The 16012-nt window shown below is 58.3% G+C and carries 20 protein-coding genes; 12 read left to right on the top strand and 8 right to left on the bottom strand.

Annotation, left to right across the window (positions count from 1 at the left end; all coding sequences use genetic code 11):
- Nucleotides 1-92 precede the first annotated feature (92 nt).
- Nucleotides 93-458: a DUF6124 family protein gene (locus tag EJA70_RS03390; RefSeq protein ID WP_158829619.1), complete on the top strand. Its 366-nt coding sequence runs from the start codon at nt 93-95 to the stop codon at nt 456-458.
- 385 nt (nt 459-843) lie between these two features.
- Entirely contained in the window at nt 844-1092 is a 249-nt protein-coding gene (locus EJA70_RS03395) for a hypothetical protein (protein WP_178116829.1), read from the top strand.
- Between the two features lie 228 nt (nt 1093-1320).
- On the opposite strand, the gene EJA70_RS03400 is transcribed toward EJA70_RS03395, so the two are convergent.
- Nucleotides 1321-2544, bottom strand: a complete 1224-nt coding sequence (locus EJA70_RS03400) for a zinc-dependent alcohol dehydrogenase (RefSeq protein WP_158829621.1) — start codon at nt 2542-2544, stop codon at nt 1321-1323.
- Between the two features lie 185 nt (nt 2545-2729).
- Between EJA70_RS03400 and EJA70_RS03405 the strand changes: the two genes are divergently transcribed.
- Nucleotides 2730-3431, top strand: coding sequence for a glycosyltransferase family 2 protein (locus EJA70_RS03405; protein WP_158829623.1), 702 nt, complete (start codon nt 2730-2732; stop codon nt 3429-3431).
- A gap of 61 nt (nt 3432-3492) precedes the next feature.
- Complete coding sequence (locus EJA70_RS03410; RefSeq protein ID WP_256677618.1) at nt 3493-4281, top strand: alpha/beta fold hydrolase; 789 nt, start codon at nt 3493-3495, stop codon at nt 4279-4281.
- 32 nt (nt 4282-4313) lie between these two features.
- On the opposite strand, the gene EJA70_RS03415 is transcribed toward EJA70_RS03410, so the two are convergent.
- The 4 genes from EJA70_RS03415 to EJA70_RS03430 all read right to left on the bottom strand — a co-directional run bounded on the left by EJA70_RS03415 (nt 4314) and on the right by EJA70_RS03430 (nt 7514).
- Nucleotides 4314-5126 carry a DUF1206 domain-containing protein gene (locus EJA70_RS03415; protein ID WP_158829627.1) on the bottom strand — a complete coding sequence of 271 codons (813 nt, stop codon included), beginning with the start codon at nt 5124-5126 and terminating at the stop codon, nt 4314-4316.
- A 96-nt stretch (nt 5127-5222) separates the two neighbouring features.
- Complete coding sequence (locus tag EJA70_RS03420; protein ID WP_158829629.1) at nt 5223-5831, bottom strand: hypothetical protein; 609 nt, start codon at nt 5829-5831, stop codon at nt 5223-5225.
- Nucleotides 5828-6628 carry an enhanced serine sensitivity protein SseB gene (gene sseB, locus EJA70_RS03425; protein ID WP_158829631.1) on the bottom strand — a complete coding sequence of 267 codons (801 nt, stop codon included), beginning with the start codon at nt 6626-6628 and terminating at the stop codon, nt 5828-5830. The genes EJA70_RS03420 and sseB overlap by 4 nt, the downstream gene beginning before the upstream one ends.
- Nucleotides 6629-6893: 265 nt before the next feature.
- Entirely contained in the window at nt 6894-7514 is a 621-nt protein-coding gene (locus tag EJA70_RS03430) for a TetR/AcrR family transcriptional regulator (RefSeq protein WP_158829633.1), read from the bottom strand.
- A 133-nt stretch (nt 7515-7647) separates the two neighbouring features.
- On the opposite strand from EJA70_RS03430, the gene EJA70_RS03435 reads away from it, so the two are divergent.
- The 5 genes from EJA70_RS03435 to EJA70_RS03455 all read left to right on the top strand — a co-directional run bounded on the left by EJA70_RS03435 (nt 7648) and on the right by EJA70_RS03455 (nt 11780).
- Nucleotides 7648-8865 carry an MFS transporter gene (locus EJA70_RS03435; RefSeq protein WP_158829634.1) on the top strand — a complete coding sequence of 406 codons (1218 nt, stop codon included), beginning with the start codon at nt 7648-7650 and terminating at the stop codon, nt 8863-8865.
- Between the two features lie 87 nt (nt 8866-8952).
- Entirely contained in the window at nt 8953-9318 is a 366-nt protein-coding gene (locus EJA70_RS03440) for a hypothetical protein (RefSeq protein ID WP_158829836.1), read from the top strand.
- Between the two features lie 18 nt (nt 9319-9336).
- Nucleotides 9337-9591, top strand: a complete 255-nt coding sequence (locus tag EJA70_RS03445) for a hypothetical protein (protein WP_158829636.1) — start codon at nt 9337-9339, stop codon at nt 9589-9591.
- A gap of 1183 nt (nt 9592-10774) precedes the next feature.
- Nucleotides 10775-11074 carry a hypothetical protein gene (locus EJA70_RS03450; protein WP_008088537.1) on the top strand — a complete coding sequence of 100 codons (300 nt, stop codon included), beginning with the start codon at nt 10775-10777 and terminating at the stop codon, nt 11072-11074.
- 220 nt (nt 11075-11294) lie between these two features.
- Nucleotides 11295-11780: a hypothetical protein gene (locus EJA70_RS03455; RefSeq protein WP_158829638.1), complete on the top strand. Its 486-nt coding sequence runs from the start codon at nt 11295-11297 to the stop codon at nt 11778-11780.
- Between the two features lie 51 nt (nt 11781-11831).
- Here EJA70_RS03455 and EJA70_RS03460 read toward each other — a convergent pair whose 3' ends face one another.
- Both EJA70_RS03460 and EJA70_RS03465 read right to left on the bottom strand, forming a co-directional pair.
- Nucleotides 11832-12893, bottom strand: coding sequence for an alpha/beta fold hydrolase (locus EJA70_RS03460; RefSeq protein WP_158829640.1), 1062 nt, complete (start codon nt 12891-12893; stop codon nt 11832-11834).
- 115 nt (nt 12894-13008) lie between these two features.
- The gene (locus tag EJA70_RS03465) at nt 13009-13431 is read right to left on the bottom strand and encodes a DUF4952 domain-containing protein (RefSeq protein WP_158829642.1); all 423 of its coding nucleotides are present in this window, start codon (nt 13429-13431) and stop codon (nt 13009-13011) included.
- Between the two features lie 132 nt (nt 13432-13563).
- Between EJA70_RS03465 and msrA the strand changes: the two genes are divergently transcribed.
- From msrA to EJA70_RS03480, 3 genes are all read left to right on the top strand, one after another.
- Nucleotides 13564-14070, top strand: a complete 507-nt coding sequence (gene msrA, locus EJA70_RS03470; protein ID WP_158829644.1) for a peptide-methionine (S)-S-oxide reductase MsrA — start codon at nt 13564-13566, stop codon at nt 14068-14070.
- 67 nt (nt 14071-14137) lie between these two features.
- A complete protein-coding gene (locus tag EJA70_RS03475) occupies nt 14138-14617 on the top strand; it encodes a GNAT family N-acetyltransferase (RefSeq protein ID WP_158829646.1) in 480 nt (159 codons plus the stop codon).
- A gap of 130 nt (nt 14618-14747) precedes the next feature.
- The gene (locus tag EJA70_RS03480; RefSeq protein WP_158829648.1) at nt 14748-15173 is read left to right on the top strand and encodes a hypothetical protein; all 426 of its coding nucleotides are present in this window, start codon (nt 14748-14750) and stop codon (nt 15171-15173) included.
- A gap of 10 nt (nt 15174-15183) precedes the next feature.
- On the opposite strand, the gene EJA70_RS03485 is transcribed toward EJA70_RS03480, so the two are convergent.
- Nucleotides 15184-15870 (bottom strand): GNAT family N-acetyltransferase, encoded by a 687-nt coding sequence (locus EJA70_RS03485; RefSeq protein ID WP_158829650.1) that lies wholly within the window; start codon nt 15868-15870, stop codon nt 15184-15186.
- Nucleotides 15871-16012 lie beyond the last annotated feature (142 nt).

The following is a 16012-nucleotide window of genomic DNA, read 5'->3' on the forward strand; positions in this document are numbered from 1 at the left end:
ATCAAGGGATCGCAGCCTGCGGCAGCTCCTACATGGTGGGGATTCATATTTCTTTTGGAGTGCCTTGATGGGTGCTTGTGGAGTTTCAGTTGATGTCCGAAACCACTAACAGTCCGCCGGTGACAGATCCGGCGTCGCCGTATGAATCATTCGATTCGAAGAAGCTTCATGCGGCGGCAGAGCGGGCGCTTGATCATTATCTTGCGCCTGAGAAGATCATGGCGACGCCGTACAGCCCCAGCACTTTGTTCATGGTTAACCCGCAATCCGACACGGAAACCTTGTTGGTCAATGCCTGTGAGTCTTTGGCCTCGGCGACGGTGATGCTCGGTGATTTTGCCGGGATGCTGGAAGGGCCGAACCGCAATACGCTGTTGGGGATTGCGCAGGTGGTGATGTTGGGGGAGTTGGCGGTGAACAAGGCGCTGGATAACGTCGAGTTGAAGCAGCCGGCTTAGTGCTTGTGCCTGGCTAATTCGGGATAAACGGCCAGGGAGCGAGCTCCCTGGCCACAAGATCAACGCGCCTGTCGTAGGTTCTGGCGCTCGCAAGTTTCAAAGTGTGACTCTCCAAGTGATCGCATCAGCTCGATGTCGACCAGCGAAGGGCGCTGAGGCAGTCATTTGCAGCTGCCGAAAATCACCTTAACGTTGAGCGTCCGGGTGGCTCGGATCAATGCGTGGATCGGCACATTTCCATCCCGCGTGTGAACCGCCGGATGAACGCTCATCAACCACGTTGAACTCTCGTGTCAACGCATCCGTCCTCTGCTCTGAGGGGCTCAGGGCAATGTTGCTGCGCAGTCCCGTTAACGTTTTCAGGGAAATCTTCGGGGTGCGTGTCATGAATGCTTTCAAGAATCAGCTGACGCCTGAGCAGGAATCTAGATTGCTTGCCTTGGATGCCTGGCACCGTGCGCTGGACAATCGGGCGCTGCGCATGGACTGCCCGGATGCCTACCACGACGAACTGTTGCGCCAATCCGATGAGATGGATCGGTTGGGGCTGTTGACGCTGAGCGAATGGCGCGACCTGCGAAGGGATGCGGACGAAGCGTATCGGCGTGCAGTCGCCGGTGAGGATTATCACTGAGGTCATTGAGCGCATGCCTATCGCTGACGACACGTCCGGAAGCCTACGCCTGCGACCTCCTGATGGACAACAATGAACGCAGATTGCTACTTGGAAAAACGCGATGATCTCCGCCCTTGAGCTTCGACATATCAGGGAGGGTAGCAAAAAGCTCCCATGGCATTGGAAAACGACGAGACCCCTCGTTAAATGCCCGAGCAATCTCGTCGTTGCTACGTAACAACCACGCTAGGTAGCCAGAACCGCTGCGCTATCGTCGATCTCCGGTACAGCGACATGAGGACTTCCGGGGGTCAGGATCACCTTGCGGCAATCTTCCTCTCGTTTATCGAAAATCCTGTAGCCCTCAGCAGCCTGCTCCAGCGACATGCGGTGGCTGATGATGACTTCGGGGGCGAGACGACCTGTCTCGATGTGCCCCAGCAGCTCTGGCAGAAACCGCTGCACATGGGTCTGGCCCATTTTGAAGGTCAGGCCCTTGTCGAACGCGTCGCCAAACAGAAAACCGTGGATGAAGCCGGAATACACGCCCGGCACGCTCACGGTTCCGCCGCGCCTTACCGCAGCAATGCATTGGCGCAGGGCTTTGCCGCTGCTGCCTTCCAGTTTCAGTGTGGCGAGCACTGTTTCGGTGGTGCTGCCTTTCGCTTCAAAACCCACCGCATCGACGGCGCCATCGACGCCGCGCATGCCTTTGGTCTGGCGAATGATGGTGTCGGCCGGATCATCATCCTCATCGAAGTTGATCGGGATCACGCCATAGGTTTTTTGCGCGTAGGCCAGACGGTAGGGGTGGTGATCGACCATGAAAATCTGCTCGGCGCCGAGCATCCGCGCGCACGCGGCGCTCAACAAACCGACAGGCCCGGCACCGTAGATGGCGAGGCTCGAACCCTGGCCAATCCCTGCATTGGTGACCGCTTGCCAGGCGGTAGGCAGGATGTCGGAAAGGAACAGAACCTTTTCATCCGACAACGTCCCCGGCACCTTGAAAGGCCCAGTGTTGGCCTTGGGTACGCGCACGTATTCCGCTTGGCCACCCGGCACTCCACCGTACATATGGCTGTAGCCGAAGAGCGCAGCGCCGGACGGAATCGCCTTTTTGTTGAGGATCGCTCCGCGACCGGTATTGGTTGTTTCACAGGCTGCGAACAAGTCCATCTGACAGAAAAAACAGCTGCCACAGGCAATGACGAAAGGGATCACCACTCGGTCGCCGGGTTGCACGGCGGTCACCGCTGAACCTGTCTCTTCGACGATCCCCATGAACTCATGGCCGAAGATATCGCCATGCTCGACGGTTGGAATCTTTCCCCGATAGAGGTGCAGGTCAGATCCACAAATCGCCGTCGCGGTGACGCGCAGAATGAGATCGTCGTTCTCCTCGATCACCGGGTCAGGAACCGTGTCGACTTTGACGCTGTGCGCGCCGTGGTAGGTGAGTGCTCTCATGACGTCTTACCTGCTTCAGCGGAATGGTAAGTGGGAGAGGAGCAACCTCGAACGGAAGTTCAGAGTGTTGGCGGCGCAGATGACTAGCGGTCGGCGATGCGGGCGCTCTTATCATTTTTTAAACCTATTGGAGCGCAAGCAGGTCGACTGCTGGAGTCTGTCACTTTGGTAGTCGGAGGTTACGTATGATCGGTGTTGTGATACCTGCCCATAATGAAGAGCGGCACATCACTGCCTGCCTGACGTCTGTGCTGTTCGCCGCTGAACATCCTGCATTGGCGGGACAGCCAGTTTGCGTAGTCGTGGTTTTAGACGATTGCACTGATCAGACCCAACAGATTGTTTCAGCGCACGGTGTCGACGGGATTGAAGTGTGTTTTCAGAACGTGGGCAAGGCGAGAGCCACCGGTGCAGATCACTTGCTCGCCGCTGGGGCGAAATGGCTTGCCTTCACCGATGCCGACACCGTTGTGCCACCCGATTGGTTGGCACGGCAGATTGAGTTCAACGCTGATGCTGTCTGTGGGACGGTCGAGGTGGATAGCTGGAATGACCATGGTGATTGGGTTCGCTCAGCGTACATGGAGCATTATCAGTTCATCGAGAATCACCGGCACATCCACGGCGCCAACCTCGGCCTGAGTGCCGAGGCCTATCGGAACGCCGGCGGCTTCCAGCACCTTACTGCGCACGAAGACGTCCATTTGGTTGCTGACCTGAAGAGGGTGGGCGCCCATATCGTCTGGACGGCAACGAACCCAGTGATCACCAGCGCCCGCAAGGATTACAAATGTCGCGGAGGGTTTGGCGAATACTTGGCTAATCTGGGGGTGTCGCTGGGATTGCCCGCGGTTGATTCACAGGTGAGCGGGGGCATCTCTGTTTGAACTGAGGTTGCAGCAAGGGAACGCCATGACAACACACACGCTAACCGTACAAGGTTTGCAGTTGAACGTTTCGATCTGCGGACAAGGCTCGCCGCTGCTGCTCCTCAATGGCCTGGGTGGCTTGATCCGTACCTTCGATGCGCTGCGCGCTGAACTGGGCGATTACACGACCGTTACCCTGGACGTGCCAGGCGTCGGCCAATCGCACATGCCTCGCTGGCCGATGCGGCTGCCACGCCATGCCGACCTGATCGCCGAGATGCTCGAGCAACTGGGATTGGCTCAGGTCGATGTCTTCGGCGTGAGCTGGGGCGGGGCACTGGCGCAAGAGTTCGCCCTGCGTCATCCAGGAAGGGTGCGCCGGCTGATCCTCGCCGCTACCTCCGCCGGCCCGGTGATGCTGGTGAAGCCCGCCGACATCATGGAGTTTTTTGCTCGAAGCAAAACCGCCAGGCCGCGCAAGCGCGAAGGGAACCGCCATTCGATCCAGACGCTGCTGCGCTTTGGTGTGGTGAAAGGCATGCTCTCGGTTAATCCGCGGACTTACTATTATCAGCTCGCGGCGTTGGTCGGATGGACGAGTCTGCTGCGCCTGTTTCGTCTGCGCCAGCGCACGCTGATCCTCACGGGTGATCGCGACACGTTGGTGCAGGTGTACAACGCACATATCCTGCGCCGTTCCCTTCGCCATGCCGAAGTGAATGTATTGAAGGGGGAAGGGCATTTTTTCGTGGTCACCAGCGCCAGGCGAACAGCAGAGCTGATACGCGAATTCCTCTGCCGCCCATACGCTGAGGAAGAGCCGGCACCCAGGCTCGCCAACCGCCGGTTAACGCCACGCCTGCTCTAATCCGAACGATTGAGCGCCGTGATGGCTTCAACCTAAGCTCTCGATACGCCGGGCACGTCCATGTTGATCTTGCGCCAGAAAGCTTCAGAGAAGCTGTAAACCGAGAAAGCAATCAGCCCCAAGGCCATCACCATCAAAATCAGCCATCCAGCAGGCAAGTTCTGCAAGGCGTCGAGGGCTTCCTTCATACCGGGTGGGTCCATCGCTTGATAAGCGGAACCGCTGAGTGCCAGTAGCAAGGCAATCTCTATAAACACCACGCCACGGGCTATCAGGCCGAACCGCGACACCGGCCGGACGTAGCGCATGACGTCCTCGTCGGCTTCAAAATACTTTTCGAACGACGCTTTCCATCCCTTGATCAGGTGGGCAATCCCTACACCCAGCGGAACGAGGGCGATCAGGTACACCAACACGTTCGAGTATTCCCAGGATAAAAGATGGGCCAGCCAGTCTTTGGTTTGCCCCGCCGAATTGCCCGAGCTTTTGATGCCGCTGATCAGCAGGCCCAATGCAAAAAACGCCAGAGCGCTGTTGACGACACCTCCCGCCAACAGGCCGGCACGGATCACCAGGCCTTTGAAGTTTTTACCGTGATGATCGACATCACGCGTGGCTTGCAAAACACGCCAGGCGCCAAAGGCGAGCAGACCCACCACCACAAGTCCCACTAAAAAATAGCCGAACGGCTGGGCCAGCAGTGCTTCGAGGCTCCGGTGGCTGTCCTTCGGTTTTGTCGAATCATGGGCTGCCAGCAAGGCGAAAATGCCGATGATCAGATAGAGCACGCCTCGAGCGGCATATCCTCCCCGAGCGAGTATTACAAGGCTGCGTTGCGTGGACATTGGATCTATTCCCGAGAGTGGTACTAGAGCAGACCTTTCTCGTCGGGAGGGGTTCTGTTGCCTGATCAAGCACTGTGGCAGCGGGTCATTCCTCACTCAACTCAACCGCTTGCGCAGCGCCTTCAGCACCGCTTCGATGTGCCAGGTTTCGACGCCGATGACGATGGCTTCACCGACATCAGGCAACAACTCGATTTGCGTAGTGATGCCTTGTTCGCCAAGCAGTCGCTGCGCGTCTTCCAGGAGCCTGCGTGTGCCCGTGAGCCATAACCGTTGCGGGCCTTTCAGCAACGCGAGGGTTTGCGGGTAGGTGCACAGCAGTTTTTGGCGCAGATTGATCAGCGCCGGTTTATCAGCAGGGTCCAATGCCGGGGTCAGCACATACTGTTTGCCCGCCGCTGCATCCAGGTCGTATTTGTCCTGCAGATACTCCTCGACACTGATGCAACTGGCGACCGCCTCGTGCTCGCCGCTCACTACGTTGATCAGGTGGGCATTCACACCGACGTAGCAGAACTCCGTCATGCCGTGGACGACGTAATCCTCGCTGTTGCAGCGGATGACCCAGTAATCGCTGTGGGCGGACAGCTCACAATTCTGAATGACAAAGCGCTCGGGTTTGCCATCTCGCATGACACCGTCAAACAAGGCGAGCACGATGGCGCACGCCTGATCTGCGGTTATCGCGGCGTTGCGCTCACTCATGCGTTGCCAAAGCCAAACAATGAACGCAGCCAGCCTGCCGATTTGCGTTCATAGAAGGGCGCAGTTTGCTTGAGGAAGTAATCGCTCAGGCCGGTTTCACCTTCGCTGACGCGGTACAGATCAACGGGTTCGCCATCCGGCGCGGTGTCGCCGGCGACGTTACCGGCTTCGCGCATGATCAATTCAATGTCGCCGTCCGCTTCCATGCCGACGATCAGGTGAGGCTTTTGATCCGTCGAGGCGTCGTGCATCAACGCCAGAAACGCACGTTTTACGTTGCGGTGTTTGGCGAGCAGTTGCGTGAGCGAGTTGATCATCTGCGTCGGGTACTCCGACGGTTGGCCGAGCAGCACTTGGGTGTCTTTTTCGACGGTGCGTTGTGTCGGTTTTTGGCCGATCGCATCGGAGAGCAGATTGCGCACTTCTTCCGGGTAAAACTCTTTGCCATACGGCGACTTTGGGTTGAGGAAAAGCTGTGCGCCGAGGGTGATTTCAAACAGGGCTCTGGCCGGGATTTCGATGTAGGACTGTTCGCTGTCGATCGACTTTTGCAGGGTTTGCAGTGAAGAGAAAAACGGGATGACGGGGGAACCGTCGGGTTTTTGCCAATGGGCGATGCTGATGTTGCTGCCGGCCTCAAGATGGGCCGGACCTTCGCCGGTGCCGGTGGTGCCGAGCACGTAGATGGTTGAACTCAGCAGGGTTTTGAAAAAATCCGGTCGGTGCGCAGGCTCATCCGCCGCCAGGCGCAGTGATTGTTCGAGGGCGTTTTCTTCCTGGGTATTGGTGATGTCCATCGATCGTTCCATAAAAACAGACAGTAAGTGAATGGCAGAGAGCAGGTCAGTCGTTGCTGCACCCTAGCAGAGTCCAGCGTTTGCCTTGCGCGTGTACGTCGTAGGCAAACTCCCAGAAAACCGGATAACCCGGGTGCCCCTTTACGTATCATCAGGCACTGATGTGGTCAGCCTCATTGACGTGGGCGAGTTGCAACTCGCAAAAGCGGTCCTGCTGCGCAGTCCAGCGGGAGCAAGCTCCCTCGCCACAGTTGAATTTGCGTGTTCAGTCTTGCGGGGTAGCTATCACGTCCCACGCCCGCATGACTTGGGTGATCGCCGCATCAACGCGATCAAGCGGCGTGTCGTCCCGGGCGAGGATGGAGATGCCTTGGAGGAAGCTGTCGAACGCCGTTGCAATGGCGCGGGACTCAGGTTGGTCGGGTAATTGGCCGGCAGCGATACCACGCTCGACACACGCCAGAATCCCCGCACGCGTGCGGGCGCGGGACTGGGTGAGGGCTTCGACGACGCGGGCGTTTTCCGGGCCGGGCGCGCTCATCACGCCGAGGGTGACCATGCAGCCCTTGGGATGGCCGTCGTCACATTGCATGCGCGCCGACTGGCGCAGTGCGGTTTCGATGGCTTGGCGCGGCGGCAGGCTTGCGTCCCACAGGCATTCGGTGACTTGGGCGAAGGTCGCCAGGTAACGCTGCACGCACTCATCGAACAGGGCTTCTTTGGAACCGAATGCGGCGTAGAAGCTCGGCGCGGATATGCCGCCGCCCAGTTCTGCCTTCAACAGGGCGAGGGAGGTCGAGTCGTAGCCGTGTTGCCAAAACAGTTGCATGGCCTGGTCGACGGCGTCGTCGCGATCGAATGCGCGGGGGCGACCGGTTCTCGCCATATCAAACACTCCTCGGAAAGTGATTTGAATACTAGTCGATACATAAATCGTTGACAACGACCGGCGCCTGCCGCCAGTATTTTATATCGATCGGTATTTAAGTCTGAATTTCTCTTCTCAAGGAGTACCCCCAGTGACACCCTCACTCACTTTATCGGCCGCGCCGAAAAGCCTGCCCATCGGCGCGTTGCTCGCGCTGGCCATGACGGGCTTCATCTGCATCGTCACCGAAACCCTGCCGGCCGGCCTGTTGCCGCTGATCAGCGAAGGGTTGGCGATTTCCCCTTCGATGGCCGGCCAGATGGTGACCGCGTATGCGCTGGGTTCGGTACTCGCGGTGATCCCCATGACCATCGCCACCCGTGGCTGGCGGCGGCGCAATGTGCTGTTGCTGACGATTGTCGGTTTCCTGCTGTTCAACTCCATCACGGCGCTGTCGTCCGACTACGGTGTGACGCTGGTGGCGCGCTTTTTTGCCGGTGTTTCGGCGGGGCTCGCGTGGAGTCTGTTGGCCGGTTACGCGCGGCGGATGGTCGAGCCCGAGCAACAGGGCAAAGCGTTGGCGCTGGCCATGGTCGGCACGCCGATTGCGCTGTCACTCGGCGTGCCGCTCGGTACGTGGCTGGGCGGGCTGGTGGGCTGGCGCACCGCGTTCGGGATCATGTCGGCACTGACGTTGATGCTGATCGTCTGGGTGCTGGTGAAAGTGCCCGACTACCCACCGCAACCCGCGCATCAACGCATTTCGCTACGCAACGTACTGGCCACGCCGGGTGTGCGGCCGGTGCTGGCGGTGGTGATCAGCTGGATGCTGGCGCACAACATTCTCTACACCTACATCGCACCGTTCGTAGCGCCGGCAGGGCTGGCGGATCGCGTGGATCTGGTCTTGCTGGTGTTTGGAATCGCCGCACTGTTGGGCATCTGGCTGACGGCGAAACTGGTCGAGCCGCTGCTGCGCACCACCACGCTGGTGAGCCTGGCAACCTTTGCGCTGGTGTGCGTGGCGCTGGGTTTTCTAGGCCGTCTGCCGGAGGTGATCTACCTCGGTGTGGCGGTGTGGGGATTGAGTTTTGGCGGCGCGGCGACCTTGCTGCAAACGGCTTTGGCCGACGCGGCGGGTGACGGCGCGGACGTGGCGTTGTCGCTGAATGTGGTGGCCTGGAACGGCGCAATTGCCGGCAGCGGTGTGCTCGGCGGCGTGTTGCTCGACCGCTGGGGCGTCGCCTCGTTTCCATGGGCGATGGTGGCGTTGGTGGGCGTAGGGTTTGTGATTGCCTGGCGGGCGCGCGGGCATGGTTTCAAGTCCGGACCGCGCGGGGACGGGCGACCTGCAGTGGCGGGGCACTGACGTATTCGAGATGGCCTTTGCCGCGAAACGATCGGGTAGGATGCTTGCACACTGGAATAGCCTCTCTCGACCAAGGACGTGACATTTATGGAAACCCTCTTTTCTCTAGTCAACGAGCGTTTGCACGATCGTCGATTCGCGGTGGCGGATAACTCGCAAGGGCTGTCGGGTAGTGGGACGGTGTTTCACTACCGTGTTGATGGCGTGGGTATTTCGAGTACTTATCAGGGCGGTCGGATTCGCGCGGGGCACCAGGTGGGGCGTGTGACGGGGCCTGACACGCTTGAGTTGTTGTTCCATTGCCTGACGACTGAGGACGAGATTCTGTCGGGTTGGTCGCGGGGCATTGTTGGCGTGGATGACGCAGGGCGAACCACGTTGAGTTTTGTCTGGGGGTGGCTGTCGGGGGCGAGTGGGGGCGGGGAGTCGAGTTACGTTGAGGTGGATGCGTGAACAGGAGAGGGGCATTTGATGAGTAAATTGTCAGCGATGATCGCGCAAGCACGTGCGGGGCTTTCCGTGCAGCAGCGTATTTCGGATGAAAAATGGGCGGCCATTGCGCGGCAGTGTGGGGACGCAGAGATGGCTGAAATACGCGATCGAATTGACGCGCTGAGGGCAGAGTTGCTGACCGTTGAGGATTGGGATGGCGATACTCAGGATGAGATCCACTTGGCGATTACTCGATTCACCAAGATGCTCGAGCTTGCGTCTAATTCTGCATAGCGGTTGGATGGGCGGACGCCATCGCTGGCAAGCCAGCTCCCACAGTTTCGGCGGTGTGCTCAAAAATCTTTGTCTGTGCGCAAGATCCTGTAGGAGTGAGCCTGCTCGCGATGGCGGTGGTTCAGTCAATGTTGATGTTGCCGGGACGAACGCTATCGCGAGCAGGCTCACTCCTACAGTAGTTATGCGGTGAAACCAGAATCCACGCCGCGCCCAAATCCCTGTGGGAGCTGGCTTGCCAGCGATGGCGGTGGGACAGTCGAGATGGTGTTGGATGTGCTGGCCTCATCGCTGGCGAGCCAGCTCCCACAGTGTCAGCGGTGTGCTCAAAAACCTGTGTCTGTGTGCAAAATCCTGTAGGAGTGAGCCTGCTCGCGATGGCGGTGGGGCAGTCAATGTTGATGTTGCCGGGACGGACGCTATCGCGAGCAGGCTCACTCCTACAGGGGGTGGTGGTTTAGGCACAAAAAAGTGTGGGCTGGCTTGCCAGCGATGGCGGTGGGGCAGTCGAGATGGTGTTGGATGTGCTGGCCTCATCGCTGGCGAGCCAGCTCCCACAGTTTCGGCGGTGTGCTCAAAAATCTATGTCTGTGTGCAAAATCCTGTAGGAGTGAGCCTGCTCGCGATGGCGGTGGGGCAGTCGACGTGGTGTTGGATGTGCTGGCCTCATCGCTGGCGAGCCAGCTCCCACAGTTTCGGCGGTGTGCTCAAAAATCTGTGTCTGTGCGCAAAGTCCTGTAGGAGTGAGCCTGCTCGCGATGGCGGTGAGGCAGTCAATATTGTTGTTGCCGGGACGGACGCTATCGCGAGCAGGCTCACTCCTACAGTAGTTATGCGGTGAAACCAGAATCCACGCCGCGCCCAAATCCCTGTGGGAGCTGGCTTGCCAGCGATGGCGGTGGGGCAGTCGATATCGATGTTGTATGTGTTGGTCTCATCGCAGAGTGGCTTGTGCCAAACTGAAACAGCACAAGCGTAAGTAATACCCGGCCGTTTTCGGGAGGATTATCCATAAAGTCTTTTCAGCTCTTCCATAGAACTGACATTACGTGACTACTCTGAATGGCCGCAATGAATTGAAGGGTATCGATAGTTCACTATCGGGAAAATATTACAAAATGTTGCCGCAGCATCAAGTAGTTTGTTAAATTGCGCGCCTTCGAAAATTTGGCAGGGACGCGTTATGTTTCTTATTTGGCAAGGCTGGGGCATTCTTTCGGTTTTGATTCCGCTGGTGGGGCTGATTTCTTTCGCCGGCCTTCCTAACGGGATGGGTGTAGGCGTGGGTTTGTTGGTTGCAGCGGCCGCTAACGCCTTTATCGGCCACAAGCTGAACAATCAGCCGGGCAAGACCTACATTGATCCAGCCACCGGCGGTGAAGTTGTCTTCCGCAAAAAACACACATTGTTCTTTGTGCCGATGCAGTACATGTCTGTGCTGATGGTTATTGTCGGGCTGTTTGCGTTGATTACGTTGCACTAAATACACAGCTTGAAAACGGCGCACGTGGAGTCTCAGGACTTGCGTGCGCTTTTTTATGCGCGCCGTTTAAGGGTTTCCCTGATCGCTAAGTGGTTTGCAACATGGCAAACTTTTGCCCCCTGCGCAGGCCTGTGCCATTAGGCAAGTCGCGCAATACGGAATATCAGCCATGGAACTTCGGTGATCTTTACATCGGGTTCAACTCAACAAGGAAGTCGTCATGAAAGTCGCTTTGGGTCTTTTCACTCTCGCTGGATGCTTGTTCAGTTTTGCCGCTACGGCGGCGCCGACTCACGGCGAAATGTTCCAGGCGTTGGCCGAGTGCAAAGGCAATGCGCAGCAGGTCGGCGAGTTCAATGCGCTGGTGGATGCCAAGCAGTTGACCTTGGCCAAAGATGCCGCGCACACCCCGTGGGGCGGCGGTGCCTGGCAGGTGACGCCTGCGCTGTCGGTCAGCGGTGTGTCGTCGTCCACGGCGGTGATGATTGATCGCTTCGGCTTCTTCCTCCAGACCAAAAGCAGCACCCCGGCGGCGGACGCAGAGAAGCTCGCCAGCACGCTGAAACTGAAAAAAGTCCTCGATACCGGCGGCTATGTCGACTATCAACGCAGCCTCGACAATGGCGCAACGCTGCGCGTGCTGTCGACCGAAGACAAAGATGTCGATCTTTATGTCGGTTGCAGCTACCCGCAAACGGCTTCCTGAGACCGGATGTCAGTAGGGCACGCCGCGATGTTGGCGGCGTGACCATCGTCCTCAACGGTTGACCAAACCGCCTGCCTGTTTCCACTCCTTCTGCAGAAATTCGCTGATCAGCGCGGTCACTTGTTGCTGAATTTCTTCCCGTGGCCGCGCCGCGTCACCATCCCCGCAAATGATGCCATCGCCCGGCACGTCTTCTTCGAGCAGTGCCACTGCTCCCGGTTTGCACTGTTGCAGGAAGCTGAAGTGGCTGGCGTCGTTGATCTCGACATAGTGGCTTGACGCCGCCGGCAGGCGTTTGGCGAGGTCGGCCGACTCCAACGCTGCAGGCAGATCCAGCGACGGTGCGCCCGCCGCGATCACCAGCGCCGGTACTGGCAATGCGGCGAGGCTCGCGTCGGTCATGCCGCGTGAAAATCCCAGATCCAGTGCCACCACCGCCGTGACGCGTTTATCGCGCAAGTCACTGGCCAGGCCATCTTTCAATGCCGGTGTGCTCGCCGGGTTGATCTTTTGGTAGTTGATGCAACTGGCCAGTTGCGGATGAACTGTGCAGTCACGCGCGAACAGGTCCGGGTCGAAACGCGCGCCGGCGATTTCCATGGCGGTCCAGCCGCCGAGTGAATGGCCGACCACGGCAATCTCGCGCGGCGCGACCCCACCAAATTTTTCAGGCTGGGAGGTCACCGCTGCAATCGCCCGACCTAAATCAACCGGCCGCTGCCACAACTGCGCGGCTGCTTGCGGGCTGCGGTCATGAGTTGTGGTGCCGGGGTGGTTGACCGCTGCAACGATGTAACCCTTTTCGGCCAGCGCATTTGCAAGCCAGATCTGATTGCCCCAATTGCCTCGGTAACCGTGGGAGAGCACGACCAAAGGATGCTCGCCCGCCACCGGTGGCGCGTCGCGCACGGCCGCCGCGCCGACAAACACCACGTCATCGGCGATCATCTGGGCAGGGGTTTTGGCGGCTGTGGGGTACCAGACGACCAAGTCCAGCGGCCGCTGATTTTGCGCGTCCGCGAGTTTCAGGGATTGGATGCCGACCGCGTTGACGTCAGCGAGGGCGTGGGTCGCCAGGCAGGTTAACAACAGGGCACTGATGACAGTTTTCAATGGAGTTATCTTCCTTGGTTGAGGTGGAGGTGCAGAGCCTGGAACTTGCCGACGACTTGCATTCCATGAGCCCGAACGGACTACTGAGATCAGGTGAAAGGCTGTGCAATTGCGCTCAAGGATCTTCGGTCGCGAGGGACACCTGGAGGTAGAAGTACTCTATCTGCGGCCAAGCCTTGCGCGTGTTGATGGGCGTTTCCTCGGAGCCCATTCCGAGCAGATACCAGTGCCGGGTTTTTTTATCCCGATAGGAATAAAACGTCGAATCCCAACCACAGCAGATATACCGCAGCATTGGCAATCCGAAGCGGTGGTTCAGGTAGCGCTCAGCCGCAGGGGCATCGGTGCCTCTGACGCGGTAGCGCGCGACGAAAGGTTTTCCCTGCGCGTCGAGGTCTTGGCTGCACTGCAGAAACTCGACGAATGGAGGCTTGTTGCTGAGTGTCGCGAGGAAGTCTGCGCATCGCGGCTCAGCCATGGCGCAGCCGGCAAACATGCACGCAAAGGCCAAGAGAAGTCTGCTGATCCGTTTGCTCATTGCTTCTTCCGTGAGGGTCTGCCCAGGCGTCGTTTTCGGCGCCGGTCAGCTTGTTTACACGCAACCTTGGAATTTGCCAATACGCCCTCATAACATCAGCTATCCCCACGTCTCCGAGAGGAAGGACACACCATGACCACGCAAACCGAAACTGCCATTCTTGCCGGCGGCTGCTTCTGGGGCATGCAGGACCTGCTGCGGCGCTATCCCGGTGTGCTGCAGACGCGAGTCGGATACACCGGCGGCGATGTACCGAACGCGACTTACCGCAACCACGGCAACCACGCCGAAGCCATCGAAATCGTCTTCGCCCCGGCCGTGATCAGCTACCGACAGATCCTTGAGTTCTTCTTCCAGATCCACGACCCGAGCACACCCAACCGCCAGGGCAACGACCTCGGCCCAAGCTATCGTTCGGCGATTTACTACCTCAGCGAAGCGCAGCGCGATGTCGCCGAGGACACCGCTGCCGACGTCGACGCTTCGAAATTGTGGCCGGGGAGGGTGGTCACCGAAATCGAGCCGGCAGGCCCGTTCTGGGAAGCGGAGCCGGAGCACCAGGATTACCTGGAGCGCATTCCGAATGGCTACACCTGCCACTTCATCCGCCCGAACTGGAAGCTGCCCAAGCGTGCCTGAAAATCAAATTGCCCCCTCGACGTCCGTGTGAGACGTTGAGGGCGCTGTTTATTTTTCAGGGACGAACATGACCATTCGATTGACCCAAACCCAAGACTGGAAGCTGCTCAAGCACGTCCGGCTGGCCGCACTGCGGGACGCGCCGACGGCGTTCGGTGTGAGTTATCAAACCGCCGCCGATTACACGGATCAACAATGGCAATCCCGCGCTTCGTCTGCCACCACCGCGTTCTGGCTGGCGTTTGAGCAAGATCGGCCTGTGGGCATGATCGGCGCGGCGGTCAATAGCGCCAACCGCTTTAACTTGATAGGGATGTGGATTGAGCCCGCTGCACGGGGTTCTGGCGTGGCTACGCAACTGGTCGACGCGGTGAAAGCTCGCGCATTGGCGAAGGGCTTTGATCGGGTTTTTCTCGACGTTTCACCGGACAATGCCAGAGCTGCGAACTTCTACCTGAAGCAGGGTTTTGTTTTTGTGGATGAGTGGGAGCCGTTGGAGAGTCATCCGCAAATTACGGTTCAGACCATGTTGTGGATTGGCGGCTGATCATAGGAAGGCTTCAAAGCGATCATGGACTACGTTTATTTCCAGCATAAAAATGATCGACACCGGGTGCTGGCCAGTGACGGACCTGGCGCTTTCGCGAGGCATTCCACGGGCGATGGAGGCAGGACTCATGGGCGCGCCCATTATCATTGGCGACAGCTATGACCTGTGGGTCAGCAACAGCATGAAAGATACGTTTTGCGAGGTGCTCACCGCCGTCGCGGCTCTGGAGGGGCATGATGTCATGGCCATCTATGAGGAGGCCCCCGGCGTGGCGGGGACCTACGGTATTTCCGGGGTGGGCATCTTGCTCGACGAGTTCTATCACTATCTCGGTGGATTCTCAGGCGTACGACGCCACCTCGATGTGTGCCGGGCGAGGCTGGACGAGGTGGCGGAGTCTTGCGGGCTGTCGCCACTGGCGGCAGAACGCATGGCGCACGTCTTGGCCTGGGCGGCCCATCAGATGGATGGCCAACCTATTCCGATTGGTTGCCATTTGTATGAGGTCTGGCCACCGGGCGTTGACAAGATCCGGCAGTCACACCGCGAATAACCAGTTTTCGCTATGCCGTTACCCCATGCTCTTGCACGTAGGCAATAGCTCTAAGTTTCAGTTGGGCGAATTGGCGAGCGTGTTCTCTTTGTCCGTGATCCATTGCGAGCTTGCCTGATAGCGCCAATTGAGCATTGTATTGCTCTATAACAACCGGATTCTCAGCCAATCGGCCGGCAATTATATGGCTCATGAAGTCATCTGCACTTTTCCCTCTCGTGTTCAGACGCACTTGAGTCTCTCTCGTGCCGATCAATTCGAATCCGAACTTCTGATAAAACGGTACCTTCTCGATAAAACAACTCAGCTCTGCATGTGGGTAGTGTGCGAGCACTTCATGCATCATTGCTCCTCCCACGCCTTGGTTGCGATGGCTTTCCAGCACGGCCATGTAACAGATGCCGCAAGCGTCGGAGGCGGATCGAAGCGGGAGATATAAGTTGTATCCCACGACCTTGCTGCGGTCGTTTTCATCCAAAGCCACGACTAATTCAGTCTTACTTTCTGACGACTCATCCATTCTGCTCAGATAAATCGCAACCTCAAGTCCGAGTGAGCACTGCAGAACAGAATGTAGAGGATTATTCGCAGCAATGCCTTCGAGACTCAGTTCGCTGGCGTACTCCATTGTGATTTCTATAATCTGATCATAGATTTCAGGGCTGGGAGAAGAGGTGTAACGTTCGATGACTGCCACGGGGGTGCTCCTTGCTTTGATCCCGGATTAATATATCCATGAGGATGTTTCTTGTAACTGGGAAAAATGATCGGGCTGGTTGCGCGCGACGCGATACTCAGCCCCAATACATTTGCAATTTTGCTCGGTGACTATGGGGCAT

It is taken from the genome of Pseudomonas sp. PB103 (genome assembly GCF_009764635.1).
GTDB lineage: Bacteria > Pseudomonadota > Gammaproteobacteria > Pseudomonadales > Pseudomonadaceae > Aquipseudomonas.